18 protein-coding genes and 1 pseudogene are annotated in these 20,093 nt (G+C 64.2%); 15 read left to right on the top strand and 4 right to left on the bottom strand.

The features are described from left to right. The first annotated feature begins 232 nt into the window (after positions 1 to 232). The 4 genes from AC0L2K_RS16465 (at position 233) to AC0L2K_RS16450 (ending at position 4,195) form a co-directional block, all read left to right on the top strand. Positions 233 to 1,327, top strand: coding sequence for an ABC transporter ATP-binding protein (locus AC0L2K_RS16465; protein WP_473524784.1), 1,095 nt, complete (start codon positions 233 to 235; stop codon positions 1,325 to 1,327). Between the two features lie 91 nt (positions 1,328 to 1,418). Beyond that, positions 1,419 to 2,531 (top strand): ABC transporter substrate-binding protein, encoded by a 1,113-nt coding sequence (locus tag AC0L2K_RS16460; protein WP_077383444.1) that lies wholly within the window; start codon positions 1,419 to 1,421, stop codon positions 2,529 to 2,531. 24 nt (positions 2,532 to 2,555) lie between these two features. Continuing rightward, positions 2,556 to 3,389 carry an ABC transporter permease gene (locus AC0L2K_RS16455; protein WP_287285560.1) on the top strand — a complete coding sequence of 278 codons (834 nt, stop codon included), beginning with the start codon at positions 2,556 to 2,558 and terminating at the stop codon, positions 3,387 to 3,389. Continuing rightward, positions 3,389 to 4,195 carry an ABC transporter permease gene (locus tag AC0L2K_RS16450; RefSeq protein WP_473524785.1) on the top strand — a complete coding sequence of 269 codons (807 nt, stop codon included), beginning with the start codon at positions 3,389 to 3,391 and terminating at the stop codon, positions 4,193 to 4,195. The genes AC0L2K_RS16455 and AC0L2K_RS16450 overlap by 1 nt, the downstream gene beginning before the upstream one ends. A 275-nt stretch (positions 4,196 to 4,470) precedes the next feature. Here AC0L2K_RS16450 and AC0L2K_RS16445 read toward each other — a convergent pair whose 3' ends face one another. The 3 genes and pseudogenes from AC0L2K_RS16445 to AC0L2K_RS16435 all read right to left on the bottom strand — a co-directional run bounded on the left by AC0L2K_RS16445 (position 4,471) and on the right by AC0L2K_RS16435 (position 7,682). After that, positions 4,471 to 5,535 (bottom strand): glycosyltransferase family 2 protein, encoded by a 1,065-nt coding sequence (locus tag AC0L2K_RS16445; RefSeq protein ID WP_473531834.1) that lies wholly within the window; start codon positions 5,533 to 5,535, stop codon positions 4,471 to 4,473. 378 nt (positions 5,536 to 5,913) lie between these two features. Then, a pseudogene (locus tag AC0L2K_RS16440) lies at positions 5,914 to 6,221 on the bottom strand (HigA family addiction module antitoxin). A 129-nt stretch (positions 6,222 to 6,350) separates the two neighbouring features. Beyond that, the gene (locus AC0L2K_RS16435) at positions 6,351 to 7,682 is read right to left on the bottom strand and encodes a dicarboxylate/amino acid:cation symporter (RefSeq protein WP_473531833.1); all 1,332 of its coding nucleotides are present in this window, start codon (positions 7,680 to 7,682) and stop codon (positions 6,351 to 6,353) included. Positions 7,683 to 7,924: 242 nt separating this feature from the next. On the opposite strand from AC0L2K_RS16435, the gene AC0L2K_RS16430 reads away from it, so the two are divergent. From AC0L2K_RS16430 to AC0L2K_RS16420, 3 genes are all read left to right on the top strand, one after another. Then, positions 7,925 to 9,784 carry a sensor histidine kinase gene (locus AC0L2K_RS16430; protein ID WP_473524787.1) on the top strand — a complete coding sequence of 620 codons (1,860 nt, stop codon included), beginning with the start codon at positions 7,925 to 7,927 and terminating at the stop codon, positions 9,782 to 9,784. 13 nt (positions 9,785 to 9,797) lie between these two features. Further along, a complete protein-coding gene (locus AC0L2K_RS16425; RefSeq protein WP_473524788.1) occupies positions 9,798 to 11,153 on the top strand; it encodes a sigma-54-dependent transcriptional regulator in 1,356 nt (451 codons plus the stop codon). Between the two features lie 291 nt (positions 11,154 to 11,444). Then, positions 11,445 to 12,170 carry a 3-keto-5-aminohexanoate cleavage protein gene (locus AC0L2K_RS16420; protein WP_287065351.1) on the top strand — a complete coding sequence of 242 codons (726 nt, stop codon included), beginning with the start codon at positions 11,445 to 11,447 and terminating at the stop codon, positions 12,168 to 12,170. Positions 12,171 to 12,220: 50 nt separating this feature from the next. On the opposite strand, the gene AC0L2K_RS16415 is transcribed toward AC0L2K_RS16420, so the two are convergent. Then, on the bottom strand, positions 12,221 to 13,051 hold the full coding sequence (locus tag AC0L2K_RS16415; RefSeq protein WP_473531832.1) for an NAD(P)H-dependent oxidoreductase: 831 nt from the start codon (positions 13,049 to 13,051) through the stop codon (positions 12,221 to 12,223). A gap of 93 nt (positions 13,052 to 13,144) precedes the next feature. Between AC0L2K_RS16415 and AC0L2K_RS16410 the strand changes: the two genes are divergently transcribed. From AC0L2K_RS16410 to AC0L2K_RS16375, 8 genes are all read left to right on the top strand, one after another. After that, complete coding sequence (locus AC0L2K_RS16410; RefSeq protein ID WP_473531831.1) at positions 13,145 to 14,068, top strand: LysR family transcriptional regulator; 924 nt, start codon at positions 13,145 to 13,147, stop codon at positions 14,066 to 14,068. Between the two features lie 113 nt (positions 14,069 to 14,181). Beyond that, positions 14,182 to 14,718, top strand: coding sequence for an Lrp/AsnC family transcriptional regulator (locus tag AC0L2K_RS16405; RefSeq protein ID WP_023799179.1), 537 nt, complete (start codon positions 14,182 to 14,184; stop codon positions 14,716 to 14,718). Further along, positions 14,715 to 15,878 (top strand): saccharopine dehydrogenase family protein, encoded by a 1,164-nt coding sequence (locus AC0L2K_RS16400; protein ID WP_287364075.1) that lies wholly within the window; start codon positions 14,715 to 14,717, stop codon positions 15,876 to 15,878. Before AC0L2K_RS16405 ends, AC0L2K_RS16400 begins: the two co-directional genes overlap by 4 nt. A 113-nt stretch (positions 15,879 to 15,991) precedes the next feature. Then, the gene (locus AC0L2K_RS16395) at positions 15,992 to 16,780 is read left to right on the top strand and encodes an ABC transporter substrate-binding protein (protein WP_128246905.1); all 789 of its coding nucleotides are present in this window, start codon (positions 15,992 to 15,994) and stop codon (positions 16,778 to 16,780) included. A gap of 143 nt (positions 16,781 to 16,923) precedes the next feature. Further along, positions 16,924 to 17,595, top strand: coding sequence for an amino acid ABC transporter permease (locus AC0L2K_RS16390; protein ID WP_128246904.1), 672 nt, complete (start codon positions 16,924 to 16,926; stop codon positions 17,593 to 17,595). Then, the gene (locus AC0L2K_RS16385; protein ID WP_128246903.1) at positions 17,592 to 18,266 is read left to right on the top strand and encodes an amino acid ABC transporter permease; all 675 of its coding nucleotides are present in this window, start codon (positions 17,592 to 17,594) and stop codon (positions 18,264 to 18,266) included. Before AC0L2K_RS16390 ends, AC0L2K_RS16385 begins: the two co-directional genes overlap by 4 nt. Positions 18,267 to 18,295: 29 nt before the next feature. Then, positions 18,296 to 19,024 (top strand): amino acid ABC transporter ATP-binding protein, encoded by a 729-nt coding sequence (locus AC0L2K_RS16380; RefSeq protein WP_128247033.1) that lies wholly within the window; start codon positions 18,296 to 18,298, stop codon positions 19,022 to 19,024. Between the two features lie 200 nt (positions 19,025 to 19,224). Next, on the top strand, positions 19,225 to 19,665 hold the full coding sequence (locus tag AC0L2K_RS16375) for a recombinase family protein (RefSeq protein ID WP_473531830.1): 441 nt from the start codon (positions 19,225 to 19,227) through the stop codon (positions 19,663 to 19,665). Positions 19,666 to 20,093 lie beyond the last annotated feature (428 nt).

The following is a 20,093-nucleotide window of genomic DNA, read 5'->3' as shown; positions in this document are numbered from 1 at the left end:
TCGCCGAAGGCGACAGAGGGGGTCGCCGCGCGTGAAGCCCCGCCTCCATCTGCAGCAGCAGGCCGAGCCCAGTCGGACCGACCCCCTCTGGCCGCTTTGCGGCCATCTCCCCCTTCGAGGGGGGAGATTGGCGCCATAGATGAATCAAATTTGCCGGTCAGGCGAAAACTATTCGGTTGCGGTGAGCCGCCGCCCTGCCTACGATTTCGATCAGCATTGAGGACAAGGCAGGATGCAGCAACCCGGCCGTGCCGCAGAGATCAAGGCAATCGGGATCGGCAAGAGCTTCGGCTCGTTCCGTGCGCTGGACGATCTGACGCTCGATATCGGCCGCGGTGAGTTCCTGACCCTGCTCGGGCCGTCGGGTTCGGGTAAGACCACCTTCCTGATGATCCTTGCCGGTTTCGTGCAGCCGACCGACGGCCGCCTTTACAGCGACGGCGTCGATATCACCGAGCGGCCGGCCGAGCAGCGTGCCGCCGGCATGGTGTTCCAAGGCTATGCCCTGTTCCCGCATATGAGCGTCGAGGCCAACATCGCCTTCCCGCTCAAGGTGCGCAAGAAGTCGGCGGCCGAGATCAAGCGTCGCGTCAGTGAGATGGTCGAGCGCGTCGGGCTGAAGGGCCACGAGAAGAAACTGCCGTCGCAATTGTCCGGCGGCCAGCAGCAGCGCGTGGCGCTGGCCCGCGCCCTGGTTTTCGAGCCGGGTGTGCTTTTGCTCGACGAGCCGTTCTCCGCGCTCGATAAGGGCCTGCGCGGCCAGATGCAGGCCGAGATGAAGCGGCTGCACCAGGAAACCGGCACCACCTTCGTCTTCGTCACCCATGACCAGAGCGAGGCGCTGGCGCTGTCGTCGCGCGTCGCCATCTTCAACCACGGCAAGTTGCTGCAGGTCGGGGCGCCTGACGAGGTCTACGACCGGCCGGCCAACCGCTTCGTCGCCGAGTTCCTCGGCGAGATCAACATGCTGCCGCTGAAGAGCGTTCGCAACGCCGACAACGGCGCCACCGGCCTGTGCGAAGACCGCACCATCACCCTGCGCGGCAATCCAAGCGCCGTAGGCAGCAACGCCATCCTGGCGATCCGGCCCGAATACATGTCGATCGCCCCCGAAGCGACAGCCGGCGAGAACGGCATCGCCGCGACTGCGGTCGCCTCGACCTATCTCGGCGCTGCGACGCGGCTCGATCTCACGACGCGCCAAGGTGCCAAGGTGACGGTCTCGGTGCCGAACGAGGTCGCCGCTTCGGCACTCAGCAAGGGCAATTCCGTATGGCTGACATGGCCTGCGGAGAAAGGTTTCCTCCTTCCGGACGGAGGACAATGACGATCGGCGTGGCGAAGCTGAAATTCGCCAGGCTGGCTTTCGGGAAATATCAACGACAAAAAGGGGAACTGACATGACAAACAATTCAGAGATGAGCGAAACCAGGAAACACGCCATCGAGACACTGTCCGCCAGGGCGGTGCGCGGCGAGATCTCGCGCCGGCAGTTCACGCAGCTGGCTGCGCTCGTGCTGGCCGGCACGCCGATGCTGCTGCGCTCGACCGGCGCCTTCGCGCAAGCCAAGGAACTGGTGCTGGTCAACTGGGGCGGCGACGCCATCACCGCCTATGACGCGGCCTATGGCCAGGCGTTCACCAAGGAGACCGGCATCACCGTCAAGATGGACGGCTCCGGCCCGACCGAGGGCGCGATTGCTGCGCAGTTCAAGAGCGGCGCCCCGACCTGGGACCTGGTCGACGTCGATCCGTTCTCGGCGATCACGCTTGGTGCGCAAGGCATGCTCGAGCCGATCGACTATTCGATCGTCGACAAGAAGAAGATGCGCGAGGGCTTCGGCTGGGAACACGCGGCCTCGACCTATTTCTTCTCCTATGTCATCGCCTACGATTCCGAGAAATTCGGCAGCCAGGCACCGACCGGCATGGCGGATTTCTTCGACGTGACCAAATTCCCCGGCAAGCGCTCGCTCTACAAATGGGGCGTGTCGAGTTGGGAAGCGGCACTGCTCGCCGACGGCATCGCGCCGGCATCGCTCTACCCGCTCGACCTCAAGCGCGCGCACGACAAGATCGCCGCCTTCAAGGAAAACGTCGTGGCCTATTGGGGCGGCGGCGCCGAAAGCCAGAGCGTGCTGCTCGACGGCGAGGCTTCGATGGCTATCGTCTGGTCGACGCGAGCCTCGCTGATCGAGCAGGATTCCGGCGGCAAGATCAAGTTCATCTGGGACCAGGGCCTGATCTCGCCCGGCGCGCTCGCCGTGCTCAAGGGCAATCCCGGCGGCAAGGACGCGGCGATGAAGTTCATCGCCAGCGCCCAGGATCCGGAAAAACAGCTGATCATGTTCGACAAGCTCGGCCAGGGTCCGGCCAATCCGGCCACCGACGCGCTGATCCCCGCCGACAAGAAGCGCATCAACCCGGTCGACCCCGAAAACATGAAGAAGCAGATCCCGCTCGACATGGAGTGGTACGCCAAGAATTACGGGGCCGCACTCGACGAATACACGAAGATCATCTCCGCCTGATAGACCGGGATAACCGGAGCCGAGATGAAAGCATATCTCTCCGACAGGATGGGCGCGGCGCTGTTGATGGCGCCGCTGCTGCTGTTCCTTGGCGCCGCCTACGCCTGGCCATTCTTCGGCGTCGTCAATTGGAGCTTCACCCTGCCCGAGCCGGGGCTCGGGCAATATGGCACGCTGCTTAGCGACCCGCTGGTGCAGTCGGTGTTTGTCCGCACGCTGCGCATCGCTGCGATCGTCACGATTGTTTCGGTTGCCGCCGCCTACGCCATCACCGTGGTGTGGGTGCGCGGCACGCCGGCGCAGCGGGTGATCGCCGAATTCTGCATCCTGGTGCCGTTCTGGATCTCGGTGCTGACGCGCGCCTTCGGCTGGGTGGCGCTGCTTTCCAATCGCGGCCTGTTCAACACCTGGCTGCAAGCGATCGGCTTCATCTCGGAACCGCTGACGCTGGTGCGCAACGAATTCGGCGTCATCGTCGGCATGACGCATTTCCTCATTCCCTTCGCCGTGTTTCCGCTGGCGTCTTCGATGCGCAGCCTCGACGACCGCGTGCTGCTGGCGGCGCGCGGGCTCGGCTCCAGCCGCATGCGCACCTTCTGGTCGGTGTTCGTGCCGATGACCCGCTCCGGCATCATCGGCTCGGCGCTCATCGTCTTCGTGTTTTCGCTCGGCTTCTTCGTGACGCCGGCGATCCTCGGCGGCGGCCGCAGCGTGATGATCGCCGAGCTGATCTATCTGCGCATCTTCCAGAGCCCGGACTGGGGCCTGGGGGCGGCGATCAGCGTCGTACTGGTGCTGTTCGTCGGCGCACTGATGGCGCTGGTGTTCCGTTATGTCAGGCCTAGGCAGCTGATCTGATGCCGACCTACCGCCCCGGCCCCGTCTCGCTGATCCTCGCCGCCCTGGTGGCGCTGTTCCTGTTGTTGCCGCTGCTTGCCGTCATTCCGGTGTCGCTGACGCCCACCCGCATGCTGGCGATGCCGTCCGGCGCATTGTCGCTGCGCCACTACCGGGCGCTGATCGAGGATCCGCGCTGGATCAATTCGATCCTGCTCTCGATCAGGATCGGCGTCGTCAGCAGCGCCTTTTCCACCGTGCTGGCGCTGTGCTTCAGCCTCGGTGTGTGGATGTTCCAGCCGCGCTTCACCGCCGCGCTGGTCGGCTTCGTGCTGCTACCGATGGTGGTGCCGCCGGTGGTCTCGGCGATCACGCTCTACTTCCTGCTGACCTCGATCTCCGGCGTCTCTTCGTTCTTCGGCTACGACACCTGGCTCGGTGTCGCCATGGCGCATGCGGTGATGACGGTGCCCTTCGCAACGGTGCTGATCCTGGTGTCGCTCAGCCAGCTCGACCGGCGCATCGACCTTGCCGCGCGCGGTCTCGGCGCCACCGTGTGGGAGCGGGCCACCCGCATCATCATGCCCAACATCAAATTCGGCATCGTCACTGCCGCCCTGCTGTCCTTCGTGCTGTCCTGGGAAGAGATCGGCGTCACCCTGTTCATCACCTCGGTCAACGCCATCACGCTGCCCAGGCTGATGTGGATGGGCCTGCGCGACAACATCGACCCGGCGATCGCCGCCCTCTCGGTGATCCTGATCATCATCACGGTGCTGGTGCTGGCGGCGCGCAGTGCCGTGGTCAGGCTGCGCGGGGGGCAGTGAGGCGACCGAAGCTTGGAAAAACCGATCAAGTCAAAGGTTGGCAATCCTTCGCGCCCCCCTCTGTCCTGCCCTCTTTGCCACCATTTGGCATCTCCCCCACTTGGGGGGAGATTGGCCGTACATCTCCGCTTTCGCCAATCACTACCGCCGAAGAAAGGAGCCGTCGCCGAAGCTGCCGATCTCCCCCCAAGTGGGCGAGATTGCCGGCAGGCCAGAGGGGGCGCTGTCCCGCCAACTGTCGAGCGGATATGCGCTCCGCTTCGGGCGACGGTCTTCTACCCCATGGCGTGGCGGATCGACTTGGACAGACGGCTCAGGAATGCCGGTCTAGACGATGCGTCGAGCTTCCACGACAGCACCGCCGTCGCCATTTTCCGCGGCAACACCCCGACCGACAGGAACCAGGCGGCAAGGACGGCGCGCCGGCGCAGGGACGCGGTCATTTCGAGGCTGGCGACGGCGCCCGCCGCCCCAAGCGCCAGCCGGGAATCATTGGCCACGGGGTGCCGGCGCCTGTCCGCGCACAGCGACGCCAGCCGCTCTTCCAGATGGACCGGATCGTGGCGGACAGCCTCCGACGGCACAATCGTCAAGCCGATCCCGGAAGCCTGGTCCGACAGCGCCTGCATGCGGCGGAAATCGTGGGTTACCCGCCAGCGTGCCCGTTCGGCGAGCTTTTCACCGAACACCGAATGGTTGGCGCCGTGGATCCGGTAGGCGCCGACGCATTCGTCGATGGACTGGACGTGTCCGTACATGGGCGCCAGCGTTACAAGGTAGCCATCGGCGCCCTGGCGGAACTCCGCCTCCGGTATAGGCATGATCGATTCGAGGGTTGTGCGATCAAAGGCCAGCCCGCTGGTCACAGTCGTCTGATAGCGGCCCTTGTGCAGGAGTTTCGGCATGACGTCACCGCTGTCGAAGGGCAGTTCGGGCGGCGGAAAGACGTCCTTGATGCTTTGTCGTTCATCGACGATATGCAGCCTGGACTGCACCTGGGCCGTTGCCGCATCCCAGGTGTCGACGATCGTCGAGACGGCGGTTGGATAAAGATAGTCGTCGGCGTCGAGGAACAGGACGATCTTGCCCGAGCTTGCCGCGAACCCGGTGTTGAACGCCGCCGCATGCCCGCCATTTTGCGCGCGCGGGCACGCGAGGATCCTTTCCCCATATGATCCCATGATTGTCGTGGAATTGTCCTGCGAGGCATCATCGACGACGATGACTTCGACATCCGCGTAGTCCTGCTCGAGGGCGCTATCGATGCTGCGTTTGAGGAAAGGCGCGTAATTGTAGTTCGGAATGATGATGGATACCGGAATCCTCGGGACAGACTGCATCGCATTTGACCTCGCATCTTGCTTTGGTTTCAGCAAACCCGCGCGCGGGCCTGGTTCCTCTTCAAGCGCGTCCCACGAAATTCCTGGGAGAAGGCTCGCGCCTTTCGTCAGGACGGGTCACGTCTGTTGCTTTGCGACTTCATTTTGAGGCCGCTATTGCCTTCAAGAGCTGCCGCCGAGATCATGGTCGACGGCAGCAAGGGCTCCGACGGTTCGGCTCGGATGACACGACAACCGAGCCTGGCGGAAAGGCTTTGGGTCGCGATCAGGTCGGGACCGAAGCGGACAGGCACTTTGAAGGCATGGCGGATACTGACCCGCAAATGCGGCTGGAGCAAGCCCCAGGCCAAGACCAAAGGCTCACAAGCCTGTTACGTCTCAGGCGGCATGCAGCGTTGGAATGGCGCTGACATCCACTTCGCGCTCCGCGTGCCAGGCATCATAAGCGGCCTGCACCGGAGCCAGATCGCGGCGCCGTCGCCGAACATCTTTCCAAGGCGGGCGGCGACGGCCGGCGACACCGGCTTCTTCTCGCGGATGATGTCGTAAAGCTGCTGGCGCGAGATTCCGAGCAGATTGGCGATTTCCACCCTGGTCTTTCCGGTTGCCGGGATAATGTCGTCGAGCAGCGCTCCAGGGTGGGAGGGGCAGCGGTCCATCGGACGCGTCGGCTCATACACGCTCATACCCGATTTCTCCAATCTATTGCGCGGCAACCGGCAGGATACGACCTGCGACGATCGCCTTACAAGGCCGATCGTCTTTCCCGGAGCCGGCGAACCGGCTCCGGGCCGTATGGTGGCAGGCCTGAACAGTCACGCAGCCTGCAGCCCCGGCAGCGACAGATCGGCTTCTTCAGGCAAGTCGCCGGCCATCGCGGCAGCGAACCTGGTCTGGTCGAGTTCCCCTTCCCAGCGCGCCACGACCACGGTCGCTACCGCATTGCCGATGAAGTTGGTCAGCGCCCGGCATTCCGACATGAAGCGGTCGACGCCGAGGATCAGCGCCATGCCGGCGACCGGCACTGCAGGCACGACCGAGAGCGTCGCGGCCAGCGTGATGAAGCCGGCGCCGGTGATGCCGGCGGCGCCCTTGGAACTTAGCATGGCGACGGCGAGCAGCAGGATCTGGTCTGCGAGGGTGAGCGGCGTGTCGGTCGCCTGGGCAATGAACAGCGCGGCCAGCGTCATGTAGATATTGGTGCCGTCGAGGTTGAAGGAATAGCCGGTTGGAACGACTAGCCCGACCACCGAGCGGTTGCAGCCGGCGCGCTCCATCTTGGCCATCAGGCCCGGCAGTGCCGCTTCCGAGGACGAGGTGCCGAGCACCAGCAGCAACTCTTCCTTGACGTAGCGGATCAGCGCCAGGATCGAGAAGCCGTTGTAGCGGGCGACCGCGCCCAGCACCACCAGCACGAACAACAGCGATGTCAGGTAGAATGTGCCGATCAGCATGGCGAGGTTGGCGATCGAGCCGATGCCGTATTTGCCGATGGTGAAGGCCATGGCGCCGAAAGCGCCGATCGGCGCGGCCTTCATCAGGATGGCGACGAGGCGGAAGATCGGCGTGGTCAATGCCTGCAGGAAATCGACGACCGGGCGGCCGCGATCGCCGACCGCGGCAAGAGCGAGCCCGAACAGCACCGAAAAGAACAGCACCTGCAGGATGTCGCCCTTTGCGAAAGCGCCGGTGATCGTGTCGGGGATGATGTTCATCAGGAAACCGACGATGCTGGTGTCGTGCGCTTTTTCGGTGTAGGTCGCCACCTTTGTGGCATCGAGCGTGGCCGGATCGATATGCATGCCGGCGCCCGGCTGGACGACGTTCGAGACGACGAGGCCGACGACAAGCGCCAGCGTCGAGAATGCCAAGAAGTAGATCATCGCCTTGCCGGCGACGCGGCCCACCTTCTGCAGGTCGGAAACGCCGGCGATGCCGGTCGCCACCGTCAGGAAGATCACCGGTGCGATCACCATCTTCACCAGCTTGATGAAGGCGTCGCCGAACGGCTTCATCGCTTCGCCGGTTTCGGGATAGAAGTGGCCGAGCAGCACGCCGGCGGCGATCGCCGCCAGCACCTGCACATAGAGATGCCGGTAGAACGGAAGTTTGCCGCGCGGCGCGGCGGCAGCGAATGCTGTCTGCATGACGTCCTCCATTGTGCTCCGATCGAAAGCTCGACCTCCCGGAGCGTTTGCATTTGACCCCCAGCAGCCTCGTGACCGCTGAAGTCGTGTTTGCAACTGCCGTGCCAAGTGCGCGGAAAAGAGCCTATCGGCTTTGATTTTATTGAGTATTCCGGAACTGGCAGTTCGTTTCGCACACACACAAAGTGCGGATGTTCGCATGGCCGAATTGTGCTTTGTGCGAATTCATGCACAAATGGGCGATGCTGCAACGCCCCGCCGCTGCCTTGCCTTCGACGTCCGAGCAACTCGGCAGGCGAGCGCGCCGTGCCTGGCTGCTGTTTGCGGCCATCGCCCTTGCGACGGCCACGGCCGCACTTTACGGCGCCGGTCTCTATGGCCGTACCACGGAGCTCAGGGGACTGGCGGCGCAGGGCCGCACCGACGCCAATCTGAAGGTCGCGCTATTGCGCGCCGTTCTGGAAAGCCCGCGCGCCCTGCCCCTGCTTTTGTCGGAAGACCAGCAGGTGCGCGACGCGCTGGCGCAGAAAAGTGCTGCTGCAATCGATGTGCTGAATCGCAAGCTTGAAGGGCTGGTCTCCGGCACCAAGGCCTCAGTACTCTATGTCATCGGCACCGACGGGCTGGCGATCGCCTCCAGCAACTGGCGCGACCCGATCAGCTTTGTCGGCAACGACTACCGGTTCCGCGACTATTTCTCCGCGGCGATGCAATCCGGAACCGCCGAATATTTCGCGCTCGGCAATGTCAGCAAACGCCCAGGCCTCTACATCTCGCGCCGCGTCGGCGATGCTGCCGCAGCGCTGGGCGTCGTCGTCGTCAAGGCGGAGTTCGATCAGCTCGAGGCCGACTGGCACGAGGTGAACCGCCCGGCCTATGTCAGCGACGAGCGTGGTATCGTTCTGATCACCAGCGTGCGGTCCTGGCGCTTCATGACGACGGCGCCGCTTGCCGGGTCTGATCTTGCCGCCATCCAGAACAGCCAGCAGTTCGGTGATGCACCGCTGATGCCGTTGCCGATCACGCGCCCGCAGGCGCTCAGCCCGGACACATCCATCGTCCACGCGGTGACGCCCGGCGGCAGCGACGCGGAATATCTTCGGCTTTCAGCCCCGGTTGCTTCGACCCCCTGGCGGCTCGACTATCTCGTTCCGGCCGAGGCGCCGATCGCCGCCGCGGCCCGTGAAATGCGGCTCCTTACGCTTGGCGTCTTGGTCCCGTTGCTCGGCCTTGCTGCGTATCTGTTGTGGCGCCGGCAGTCGGGACAAATGCGGATCGCCGCCGAACAGGCGGCGCGCACCGAACTCGAGCGCCGCGTCGTCGAACGAACCGAGGATCTGAGCCGTGCCCGCGATCGGCTGCAGGCCGAGATATCAGACCATCGCAGCACGGAAGCCAAGCTGCAGGTGGTGCAGCAGGATCTGGTCCAGGCCAACCGCCTCGCCATCCTCGGCCAGGTCGCCGCCGGCGTCGCCCATGAGATCAACCAGCCGGTTGCCACCATACGCGCCTATGCCGACAACGCCCGCGTCTTCCTCGACAGGAAGCAGACCGCGCCCGCCGAGGAAAACCTCGGCGCCATCGCAGCATTGACCGAGCGCATCGGCACCATCACCGAAGAATTGAAGGCCTTTGCCCGCAAGGGCCGCACCGCCGCTGAGCCTGTCGCATTGCGCGGTGTCATCGAGGGCGCCGTCGTGCTGTTGAGAAGCCGCTTTGCCGGCCGGCTCGACGCACTGGCGATCGACCTGCCACCGCCGAGCCTCAAGGTCATGGGCAACCGGGTCCGGCTCGAACAGGTGCTGATCAACCTCTTCCAGAACGCGCTTGAAGCGCTGGACGGCCGCAACGACGCTCATGTGCGGGTTTCGGTCGAGGAGACCGCGGACGGCGTGACGGTCGGCGTGTCCGATAACGGACCTGGCATTCCGCCAGGGATTCTCAAATCGCTGTTCACGCCGTTCAATACATCCAAGGAAAAAGGCCTCGGTCTTGGCCTTGTCATCTCGAAGGATATCGTCGCCGACTACGGCGGACGCATCGAGGTTTCGAGCGACGGCAGCGGCACCCGCTTCGCCATCCATCTCTTGAAAGCAGCATAGTGGCCAAGGCAGCATGACGAACGACGACGCAGCGCCGGTCATCTTGGTCGATGACGACAGCGATCTCCTCAAGGCCACCGCGCAGACGCTGGAGCTTGCCGGCTTTTCGGTCTCGGCTTTTTCGGTGGCGGCCGAGGCGCTGGCCAGGCTCGACACTGGTTTTGCCGGCGTGGTGGTGTCGGATATCCGCATGCCTGAGATTGACGGCTTGCAGCTTTTCAACCGGATCCTGCGGCTGGACCCGGACATTCCGGTCATCCTCGTGACCGGGCATGGCGACATCGCGGTTGCCGTCAAGGCGATCAAGGACGGCGCCTACGACTTCATCACCAAACCCTTCGCCGCCGACCGGCTGGTGCAGAGCGTGCGCCGCGCCGCGGAAAAGCGCCGTCTGGTGATGGAGAACCGCGCCTTGCGCGAGGCGGCCGGAGAGGCGCAGGACGGCCTGCCGCTGATCGGCCAGACGCCGGCGATGGAAAGGCTGCGCCGCACGCTGCGCCAGATCGCCGACACCGATGTCGACGTGCTGGTGACCGGCGAAACCGGCTCCGGCAAGGAAGTGGTGGCCAGCCTTTTGCATCGCTGGAGTCGCCGCGCCAAGGGCAATTTCGTTGCGCTGAACTGCGGCACGCTGCCCGAAACGGTCATCGAGAGCGAATTGTTCGGCCACGAGGCCGGCGCCTTCACCGGGGCGCAGAAGAAGCGGATCGGCCGTATCGAGCACGCCAGCGGCGGCACGCTGTTCCTCGACGAGATCGAAAGCATGCCGGTCTCGACACAGGTGCAGATGCTGCGCGTGCTGGAAATGCGCGAGGTCACCCCGCTCGGCACCAACGAAATGCGGCCGGTCGACCTGCGCGTCGTTGCGGCCGCCAAGGTCGATCTCGGCGATCCGCGCCAGCGCGGCGCTTTCCGCGAGGATCTTTATTACCGGCTCAACGTGGTGACGATCTCCATTCCGCCGCTGCGCGAGCGCCGCGACGACGTCGCACTGCTGTTCTTCTACTTCGCCGAGCGCGCCGCCGCCCGCTTCCGGCGTCCGCTGCCGGCGGTGCTGGCCGCGGTGCACCGCCATCTCAGGGAGCATGACTGGCCTGGCAATGTACGCGAGCTCGCGCATTTCGCCGAACGCTTCGTGCTTGGACTGGAGGAAGACGCAGGAGTGGCATCCCCTGCCCCAGCCCAGCCGGATGCCGCCATGAAACTGCCGGAACGGCTGGAGCGCTACGAGGCCGACATCATCCGCGAGACGCTTAACCGCAACGAGGGCGACGTCAGGCGCACCATCGAAGCGCTGGGGATTCCGCGCAAGACCTTTTATGACAAGCTGCAGCGCCACGGCATCGTGCGTAGCGAGTTTTCGAGGTAGAGGGCCAATGTCGGCGCTGCCCCTCAGCCCTGCCGGGCATTTCTCCCCGTAGAACCGGGAGAAAGAAGCCTTCGCCGAAGATTTCGCCAAAAACCAACGTTGCAGAAAGAGCGCCCGAGGTTGCAGCCAGCCCCTTCTCCCCGTTGTACGGGGAGAAGGTCCCGGCAGGGGGATGAGGGGCAGCGCCAACGTCTGCAAACGTCCCTCCCGCAGCAACTCTCCTGACGCGAACCCGATTCCGGTTTTCGCCATCCTGCGCTACACTTGGTCCACTTCAACCGGACCACTCTCATGATTGTCCAGACCTGCATCAATGGCGCGCGCAGCGCCGATTTCCATCCGCAGCTGCCGCTTGACGCGGACGCCATGGCGCGTGACGGCGCCGCCTGCGTGGCCGCCGGTGCGGCCGAGCTGCATGTCCATGCACGCGGGTTCGACGGCCGCGAAAGCCTTGCCCCGGCGACGATGGACCGGACCGTGTTGGCGCTGCGCCGCGCCTGCCCGGGAACGCTGATCGGCGTCTCCACCGGCGCCTGGATCGAGAATGATGACGAGCGCACACTTGCGGCGATCGCCGGCTGGAGCGAGCTGCCTGACTACGCCTCGGTCAATCTGAGCGAAAAAGCAGCGCCCGAGGTCATGCAAAGCCTGCGGCAGCGCGGCATCGGCATCGAGGCCGGGCTCGCCTCGGTCGCTGATGCCGAGCGCCTGGTCCGCCTCGACCATGGCAACCAGGTGCTGCGCATCCTGATCGAGATTTCCGAGCAGGCGCTGGACGCGGCGCTGGAAGCCTGCGACGGCATCGCCGCCGTGCTCGACCGCGCCGGACTGCGCCGCGCCATCCTGCTGCACGGCGCCGACGCCACGGTCTGGCCGTTCGTGCACCGGGCGGCGGAGCGCACCTGGTCGACGCGTGTCGGGCTGGAAGACGGCAAGGCGCTTCCGGACGGCACTACGGCATCAGGCAATGCCGCACTGACGGCTGCAGCCGTCGCGATCTTCCGGGCCGGTCGCTGATTCATCCCGTAGGCTTCCGGCGCCTTGCCCGATCTTCTCGGGATGCTGCGTCAGGCCACGTCCCGCAAAGTCGAACGCGGCGTAGCCGATTTCGCGGTTGCGCGATCCTCGTGAAGCGCGAACCCTGCTGCGCCCGGGTCGCCCAGTTCAGAGCGGAGCTGCATGCTCGGGATGTGGTAGTCGCCGCCATTCTGCTGCCGGTGGGGAATCGGTCGGGTTGTCTCGAGCGTCCGCATCCTTTCGCGCAGCCGCTCCGCGACAGGCTCGAAATCGGCCTCGCCGAAACGATCCACTCTGTAGACGACGAAAGGCGGAAGCACGTCATAGCCCGGATAGTAAAGGATCCCGTGATTGATCGGGAACAGCAGGTCGTCGATCGGGCCGTTGACGCCGCGGGCGGAATAATGCTCCTCCCAGCCGCCGGCGGTCACGATCAGCATCGCGCGCTTGCCGGCGAGCGTTCCCTCGCCAAAGCGGTCACCCCACCGCTTGTCGCTATGCTCGCCGACCCCATAGGCGAAGCCGTAGGCGTACACCCGATCGACCCAGCCCTTGAGGATCGCCGGCATGGCGTACCACCACAGCGGGAACTGGAGGATCAGCGTGTCGGCCCACAGCAGCTTGTCGATCTCTGCTTTAACATCGTCAGTTAACCTGTTGGTTGCAAAAGCTTTTTTGGATGCCAAAGCCGGCAGGAAGCGTTGCTCGGGCGGCCACGACGGAAAGTCGGCACGGTCCACCTCAGCTTTCCAGTCATCGGCATAGAGGTCAGTCACCCGCACCTCATGGCCCTGGGCCTCGAGTTCCCTGATGGCGACGTCACGCAGTGCGCCGTTGAGCGAATGCAGTTCAGGATGAGCAAAAACAAGCAGGACTTTCATGGATCAACTCCGAAGAAGGACAGTGAACGCTGAAGGTAGCCAGCCCCTGGGTGATCCGCTATATCCAGGCAATGCATATGAATATGCCGAATAATGGATAGATCTGATGTGACCCTCGAGCGCATGCGCACCTTCGTTCGCGTCGCCGAGCGCGGCAGCCTGTCGGCGGTGGCGCGCGAGCTCGGGGTTGGACAGTCGACGGTCACACGGCATTTGCGCGAGCTCGAAGACGCCGTCGGCGTGCCCTTGCTCAGCAGGACCACCCGGCGTGTCACGATGACCGATGAAGGCAGCCGTTACTATGCCGACAGCGTCCAGATCCTGCGCCTCGTCGAGCAGGCCGGCGACGAGGCACGGGGCACGCGCGGCGCGTCGGCCGGCACGATCCGGATATCCTGCACGGCGGCGCTCGGGGTCTTGCACGTCAGCCGGCTGATCTTCGCCTTTCAGGACCGCTACCCCGACATCGGGGTCGATCTCAGCCTCACCGACGAGCGCATCGACCTTGTGCGGGAGGGCGTCGACATCGCGCTTCGCCTCGGTCCGCTCACCGACAGCTCGATGAAACTGCGGGCGCTCGGCCACTCCCGGCGTCTGCTGGTGGCGGCGCCTGCCTATCTGGCGGCGCGGGGCAGACCGGCCGTCCCACAGGATCTGCCTGGCCATGAAGGGATCCGGATGTCGAACATCGCGGGAAGCGACACGCTCGCCCTGCAGGGGCCGGGCGGCGACCGCCATGCGGTGCCCTTTGGCGGCCGATTTCGGGTCGACCATGGGCTTGCCGCACGCGAAGCCCTCGTCGCCGGGCGCGGTATCGCACCTGCCCATCGCTGGCTTGTCGATGATCTCCTCGCCGCCGGCCGGCTGGAAGTGATCCTGCCGGACTACGCCCCGCCTCCCATTCCGCTGAGCATGCTGATCGTCCCGGAACGCGCGGGCTTTGCCAGGGTCCGGCTGCTGGTCGATTTTCTTGCCGAGCGGATTCGCGGCATTCCGGGGATCGAGAAGCCGCGTTAGTCGGCATGCCCTCGGCCCGAACGCTCTTGCGATTTAAAAAGATACACCCTAAGCTGTTTTCATATCAGAAAGAAAACTCGATAAATTCTTTCCATTTATGAAAGCCTGAGTGTTTGCGGGAACATCTCGATCAGACCGACCGGCGACTGGTCAAGCTGCTGTCGCAGGATGCGCAGCTTGGCGTCAATCGCCTCGCCGAGAAGATGGCCGTCTCCGTGCCGACGGTGCGCATGCGGCTGCGCAACCTGCTTGACCGCAACCTGCTCAAGATCGTCGGGCTGCTCAACCTGACCGAGCGCCCAGAATTGATCTCGGCGATCGTCGGCATCAATGCGCAGGGGCGCGGCCGCGCCCGGGAACTGGCGCAGCGCATCGCCGAACTGCCTTTCGTGAACTCGGCCTCGGTGGTCACCGGACGTTTCGACATCATCGTCGACGTCACGGTGGCCGGCGATGTCGCCGATCTCTATCGCGTCACCAGCGAACTGATCCCCGGCGCCGGCGAGCCAGGCGAAGTCGTGCGCAGCGAGACGTTCGTCGTCATGGCCTCCTGCAACAAATGGGTCAGCCTGCCCGAAGGCTGCTGGTCGGACGAGACCAAGCGCGACGAAACTGGGCGCGACGATACTGGGCGAAAGGAAATACCATGAAGATCGCGGTTCTCGGCGGCCTCGGCCTGCAAGGCCGGGCGGCGATCGCCGATCTCGTCGCCAGCGCCGATGTCGAAGAGGTCGTCTGCGTCGATACTGCGCCGAATGGGGCAGCCCGGCTTGGCGGCCTGACCGACCTTGCCCGCGTGCGTTTCGTCGTGCCCGAAGGCGCGATCGCCCCTGTGTTGGCGAATGTGCTGGCGGGTGTCGACGCCGCCATCGATCTGTTGCCGCAGCCGCTGATGCGCGAGGCGGTGCAGGCCGCGATCACGACGCGCACGCCGCTGGTCACCACCAATTACGGCAAGACGATCGCCGACCTTGCCCCGGCAGCGGAAGCGGCCGGCGTTTCGATCATGACCGAATGCGGGCTCGACCCCGGCATCGACCTTGTGCTCTACGCGCGCGCCGCCCGTCAGTTCGACGCCATCACGGCGATTGATTCCTATTGCGGCGGTATCCCCGAGCCGAAGGCGATGGCCAAGCCGCTGTGCTACAAGGTGAGTTGGAATTTTGACATGGTTCTAATGAGCCAGAACCGCGACAGCGTGCTGGTCGAGAACGGCAAGCGGGTCGATGTGCCGGCCGGCCAGCAACATGAAAATCGCTTTATCCACGAGATCGAGGTCGCGGGGCTCGGCAGGCTGGAAGCCTTCCCCAATGGCGATGCGCCGAATTATGCCGGCATGCTTGCTGCCGCCAAGGGGCTGCAGCGCTCCGGCCGCTATTCGTTGCGCTGGCCGGGTTGGTCGGCGTTCTGGGCGCCGCTGAAGGAGCTTGGCTTCCTCTCCGAAGACAAGGTGCCCGGCGTTGGCGCCAGCCCACGTGAATTTCTCGGCCGGCTGCTCGGCCCGCAACTGCAATACGGCGCCGACGAAAAGGACCTTTGCGTGATGCGCAATGTCTTTACCGGCACCCAACATGGCCGCCGCAAGACGGTGATGTCGGACCTGGTCATCGAACGCGACCTCGCCTCCGGCCTGTTCGGCATGAGCCTCGGCGTCGGCTATCCCGCCAGCATCGTGGCGCAGATGCTGGCGCGGGGCGAAATTACCGAGCCCGGCCTGCTCAACCCGCTGTTGCATGTGCCCGACGGCCGCTTTCTCGATGAACTGGCCAGACGCGATATACGCGTATCCGAAACGATCGACTGGGACTGAAGGATTTTCGAACGGTGGCCGCCGCCGGCAACGGCGCTGCCGCTCAAAAAGCACCCCCAAAGGGGTGGAACAACAAAGTGAAAATAACAAACGACAACAAGGAGGAATGCCCAATGATTATTGCCAAGCTTTTCATCGCAGGCCTTGCGCTCGCCGGCCTCACTGCCGCGGCCAGTGCCGGAACGCTCGACGAGATCACCAAGCGCGGCGAGTTGCGCGTTGCCGTGCAGACGCAGGGACCACCCTTCTCGCTGGTCGGCGCTGCAGGCGAGCGCACCGGCAGTTCGGTCGAGCTTGCCGAACTGATGGCCAAGGAAATGGGCGTCAAGATCACCTTTTTGGATTTCGATTGGGACGGCCTGATCCCGGCGCTGCTGTCGGGCAAGGCCGATCTTCTGGTCGCCGACATGACGCCGACGCTGGCGCGGGCGATGAAGGTCGCCTTCACCAAGCCTTACATGTACACCGGCAGCACCGTCTTCACCAAGGCCGACGGCAAGTTCAAATCCACCGAGGATTGCAAGGCCAAGGGCACCAAGATCGCCGTGCTGCTCGGCGCCACCGGCGAGAAGGAGGCCAAGAAGGCGTTCCCCGACGCCGACATCAAGAGCTACAAGGGCGGCGGCCCGCTGCTGCTCGACGCCGTCAACAACGGCCAGGCCGATTGCGGCGTCAACGACGTCTCGGCGGTCAAGGGCCAGTCGACCGCCTACCCGGCCGGCAGCTTCACCATCATGCCGGACATGCTGTCGAAAGAGCCGCTGGCCTTCGCCACGCGCTATGACGAGCAGGACCTGCTGACCTGGATGAACCTGTTCCTCGACCAGGTCAGCCTCGACGGCCGCCTGCAGAAGAACCTCGACTACTGGGTCAATTCCGACGACTGGAAGAAGGATCACTGAGCAGAGTGAGTAGACGATAGTTAATAGTGAATAGCGAATAGTGAGTAGTAAATCGCTAATCACTACTCGCTATTCGCTAATCCCTATTCACTATTCACTACTCCCTATTTAACCATTCACTATTCACCATTCACCGCCCAGCGATGCTCGAAAATTTCAGCTTCCGCACCATTGTCGAATATCTGCCGCTGTTCGGGCAGGGCCTCGTCACGACCGTGTGGCTGTCTGTCCTCGCCTTTGCCGGGGCGCTCGCCGTCGGCATCGTGCTCGCCGCCATGAACCTGGAGCGCGGCCGGCTGTTTCGCATGCCGGCCAAGGCCTATATCGACGCGGTGCGCGCCACGCCCTTGCTGGCGCAGCTCTATTTCCTCTATTTCGGGCTGCCGCGGCTCGGCATCATCCTGCCTGAGCTCGTCGTCGGCATCCTTGCTTTGTCGCTGAACAGCGGCGCCTATGTCGCCGAGATCATCCGCGCCGGCATTCTGTCGATCCCGCGCGGCCAGGTCGAGGCCGGCGTCGCCTCGGGGATGACCTATGTCCAGCGCGTGCGCTTCGTCATCCTGCCGCAGGCGTTCAAGGTGACGATCCCGCCGCTGCTCGGCCAGGCGATCGTGCTGGTCAAGGATTCCGCTCTGCTGTCGCTGATCGCGGTCGCCGAACTGACGCGCGCCGGACAATTGCTCGCCTCCGACCGCTTCATGCCGGCGGAAGGTTTCATCACCATCGCCGCCTTCTACCTGCTGCTCTATTACGGGCTGAAGGGACTGGCGGCGCTGTCCGGGCGCTGGCTCGGCCTCGCGGGGGCACGGACATGATCTGGCAGCAGCTGCAAAGCATAGCCGGCAGCTATCCCCTCGCCCTGCGCGGCCTCGGCATGACCGTGATGCTGTCGCTGGTCAGCCTGGTGCTGGGCACGCTGATCGGCTTTGGCCTCGGCATCCTGCGGACCGGCGGCAACCGGCTGATCAGCGGCGTGATCGGCGCCTGGGTCGACCTGATCCGCGGTACGCCGTTCCTGGTGCAGATCTTCCTGATCTTCTTCGTCCTGCCGGAACTCGGCATCGAGCTCGACGCCTTCACTGCCGGCATCATCGCGCTGACCAATCTGGCCGCCTGCTTCATCTGCGAGATCGTCGTCGCCGGCATCCGCTCGGTGCCGACCGGCCAGGTCGAGGCGGCGCTGGCGTCCGGTCTGTCGCGCTGGCAGCGCATGCGCCAGGTGGTGCTGCCGCAGGCGATGCGCATCGTGCTGCCGCCGCTGGTCGGGCAATATGTGCTGTTGATCAAGGATTCCTCCGTCGTTTCGGCCATCGGGCTCACCGACCTCACCCGCGTCGGCTGGCTGGTGGTGCAGCGTGTGCCGAACGGCCTGTTGGTCTTCTTCCTCGTCGGCCTCGGCTATTTCATCGTCTGCTATCCGCTGATCCTGCTGGCGCGCCGGCTCGAGCAGCGCATGGGTGCGGCCCATGGCGAGGTGCAGATATGACGCTGAACCTCAGCAAAAATGGTACCGGCATGATCGAGTTTCGCGGCGTCAACAAATGGTTCGGCGCGCTCAATGTGCTCAAGGACGTCACGCTCAGCGTCGAGCCGCGCGAAGTGGTCGTCGTCTGCGGGCCGAGCGGTTCGGGCAAGAGCACGCTGATCCGCTGCATCAACGGGCTGGAGACGATCCGCGACGGCGACCTGGTGGTCGACGGCCAGCGCCTCGGCGACCCCGCCACCAACATGACGCGGCTGCGCACCGAGATCGGCTTCGTCTTCCAGTCCTTCAACCTCTACCCGCACAAGACAGCGCTCGAGAACGTGACGCTGGCGCCGATCCATGTCCGCAAGATCCCGCGCGCCGAGGCCGAGAAGGCCGGGCGCGAGCTGCTTGCCAAGGTCGGCCTTGCCGACAAGGTCAATGCCTATCCCGCACAACTCTCCGGCGGCCAGCAGCAGCGCGTCGCGATCGCCCGCTGCCTCGGTATGCGCCCCAAGATCATGCTATTCGACGAGCCGACCTCGGCGCTCGACCCTGAGATGATCTCGGAAGTGCTCGATGTCATGGTCGCGGTCGCCGAGGAGGGCATGACCATGATGGTGGTGACCCACGAAATGGGCTTTGCCCGCAAGGTCGCCCAGCGCGTGGTGTTCATGGATGCCGGCGCCATCGTCGAGAGCGGCACGCCGGATGAATTCTTCTCGCACCCCAAGACCGACCGCAGCCGCGCCTTCCTGAGCAAGATTCTGCGGCATTAGAGTCAAAACTCAACCAGCTGGCTGTCGCCAATGGCCGAGACGGGTGGAATGCTGCCATTCGTCTCGTCGATGGGAACGAGCAATTAGCGCCATTTCGCGACATTCGTGGCCCGTCTCAAAAGCTGCCGTTCGCGAAACGGCTCGAGTCGACCCTTTAAGACCTTCCCACGTAAGAGTTGACTGGAAGTTCCGACCCCCCATTGCGGCTGTTCGGCCGGTCGCATTACGATGCCGGACTGATGGTGCAACGGGTGCCGTTCATCGTTGCCGAACTCGGCGCCGACGCTGATCCATTCATGCTGCACCTCTACGCCGCGTTGGCAGAAGAAGAACGGCGGCTGATCTCGGAACGGACCAAGGCCGCCCTCGCCTCTCGCAAGACCACTGGCATAAAACTCGGTAGTCCGACCAACACCGCCGAAGCTGCGGCGAAGGGTCGGAAGATGTCGATCGAAGAAGCCAACCGGTTTGCCCAGACCGTGCTCCCGATCATCGCCTCCATCCAGCGGTCCGGCATCACCAGCCTGCGTGGCCTGGCAATCGCCCTGAACAATCGAGGCGTTCGAACCGCGCGCAACGGCCAATGGCAAGTCTCGAATTTGCGCAACATTTTGGCGCGGCAATCTGCTGCCCAGCTTTAATAGGCGCGAGTAACTAGCAGTTGCCGTACTTTCGACAATCTCTATTGGGGATTAGCCAAGCTCACTGCCGCGTACCGACGGAAATCGGCATCACAAATGTGAACACCGTCTGGTCAACATCAGAGGTCACGGACAGTGTGCCGCGATGTGCCTGAGCGATCTGCGAAGCAATGTAGAGTCCCAGCCCGAGACCTTGAGGGCTAGATCGGGGCCCCTCGCTAGAACGGCTGGAACAGGCGCTGCTTTGTCTCGTGCGGAATGGGCTCTCCGGCATTAGACACGGATATCCGGAGTTCGCCGTCTCGGGTGGTGGCTTCGACCTTAATGGGCATGCCCGCGGCACGAAGTTACAGGTTCGAATCCTGTCGGGTGCAGCATTGCCGCAGTTCGCTTGCCGACAACTATTCCTGCTGGAATTGACAGGGCCA

The sequence above is a fragment of the Mesorhizobium sp. WSM4817 genome, from assembly GCF_055811135.1.
Note: the sequence above shows the minus strand (reverse complement) of the source record. Positions and strands in the feature narration are given on the sequence as shown.

Excerpts from the sequence above, each read along its gene's own strand:
- AC0L2K_RS16465 (WP_473524784.1), top strand. The coding sequence starts at position 233 with ATGCAGCAACCCGGCCGTGCCGCAGAGATCAAGGCAATCGGGATCGGC.
- AC0L2K_RS16460 (WP_077383444.1), top strand. The coding sequence starts at position 1,419 with ATGAGCGAAACCAGGAAACACGCCATCGAGACACTGTCCGCCAGGGCG.
- AC0L2K_RS16455 (WP_287285560.1), top strand. The coding sequence starts at position 2,556 with ATGAAAGCATATCTCTCCGACAGGATGGGCGCGGCGCTGTTGATGGCG.
- AC0L2K_RS16450 (WP_473524785.1), top strand. The coding sequence starts at position 3,389 with ATGCCGACCTACCGCCCCGGCCCCGTCTCGCTGATCCTCGCCGCCCTG.
- AC0L2K_RS16445 (WP_473531834.1), bottom strand. The coding sequence starts at position 5,535 with ATGCAGTCTGTCCCGAGGATTCCGGTATCCATCATCATTCCGAACTAC.
- AC0L2K_RS16435 (WP_473531833.1), bottom strand. The coding sequence starts at position 7,682 with ATGCAGACAGCATTCGCTGCCGCCGCGCCGCGCGGCAAACTTCCGTTC.
- AC0L2K_RS16430 (WP_473524787.1), top strand. The coding sequence starts at position 7,925 with ATGCTGCAACGCCCCGCCGCTGCCTTGCCTTCGACGTCCGAGCAACTC.
- AC0L2K_RS16425 (WP_473524788.1), top strand. The coding sequence starts at position 9,798 with ATGACGAACGACGACGCAGCGCCGGTCATCTTGGTCGATGACGACAGC.
- AC0L2K_RS16420 (WP_287065351.1), top strand. The coding sequence starts at position 11,445 with ATGATTGTCCAGACCTGCATCAATGGCGCGCGCAGCGCCGATTTCCAT.
- AC0L2K_RS16415 (WP_473531832.1), bottom strand. The coding sequence starts at position 13,051 with ATGAAAGTCCTGCTTGTTTTTGCTCATCCTGAACTGCATTCGCTCAAC.
- AC0L2K_RS16410 (WP_473531831.1), top strand. The coding sequence starts at position 13,145 with ATGGATAGATCTGATGTGACCCTCGAGCGCATGCGCACCTTCGTTCGC.
- AC0L2K_RS16400 (WP_287364075.1), top strand. The coding sequence starts at position 14,715 with ATGAAGATCGCGGTTCTCGGCGGCCTCGGCCTGCAAGGCCGGGCGGCG.
- AC0L2K_RS16395 (WP_128246905.1), top strand. The coding sequence starts at position 15,992 with ATGATTATTGCCAAGCTTTTCATCGCAGGCCTTGCGCTCGCCGGCCTC.
- AC0L2K_RS16390 (WP_128246904.1), top strand. The coding sequence starts at position 16,924 with ATGCTCGAAAATTTCAGCTTCCGCACCATTGTCGAATATCTGCCGCTG.
- AC0L2K_RS16385 (WP_128246903.1), top strand. The coding sequence starts at position 17,592 with ATGATCTGGCAGCAGCTGCAAAGCATAGCCGGCAGCTATCCCCTCGCC.
- AC0L2K_RS16380 (WP_128247033.1), top strand. The coding sequence starts at position 18,296 with ATGATCGAGTTTCGCGGCGTCAACAAATGGTTCGGCGCGCTCAATGTG.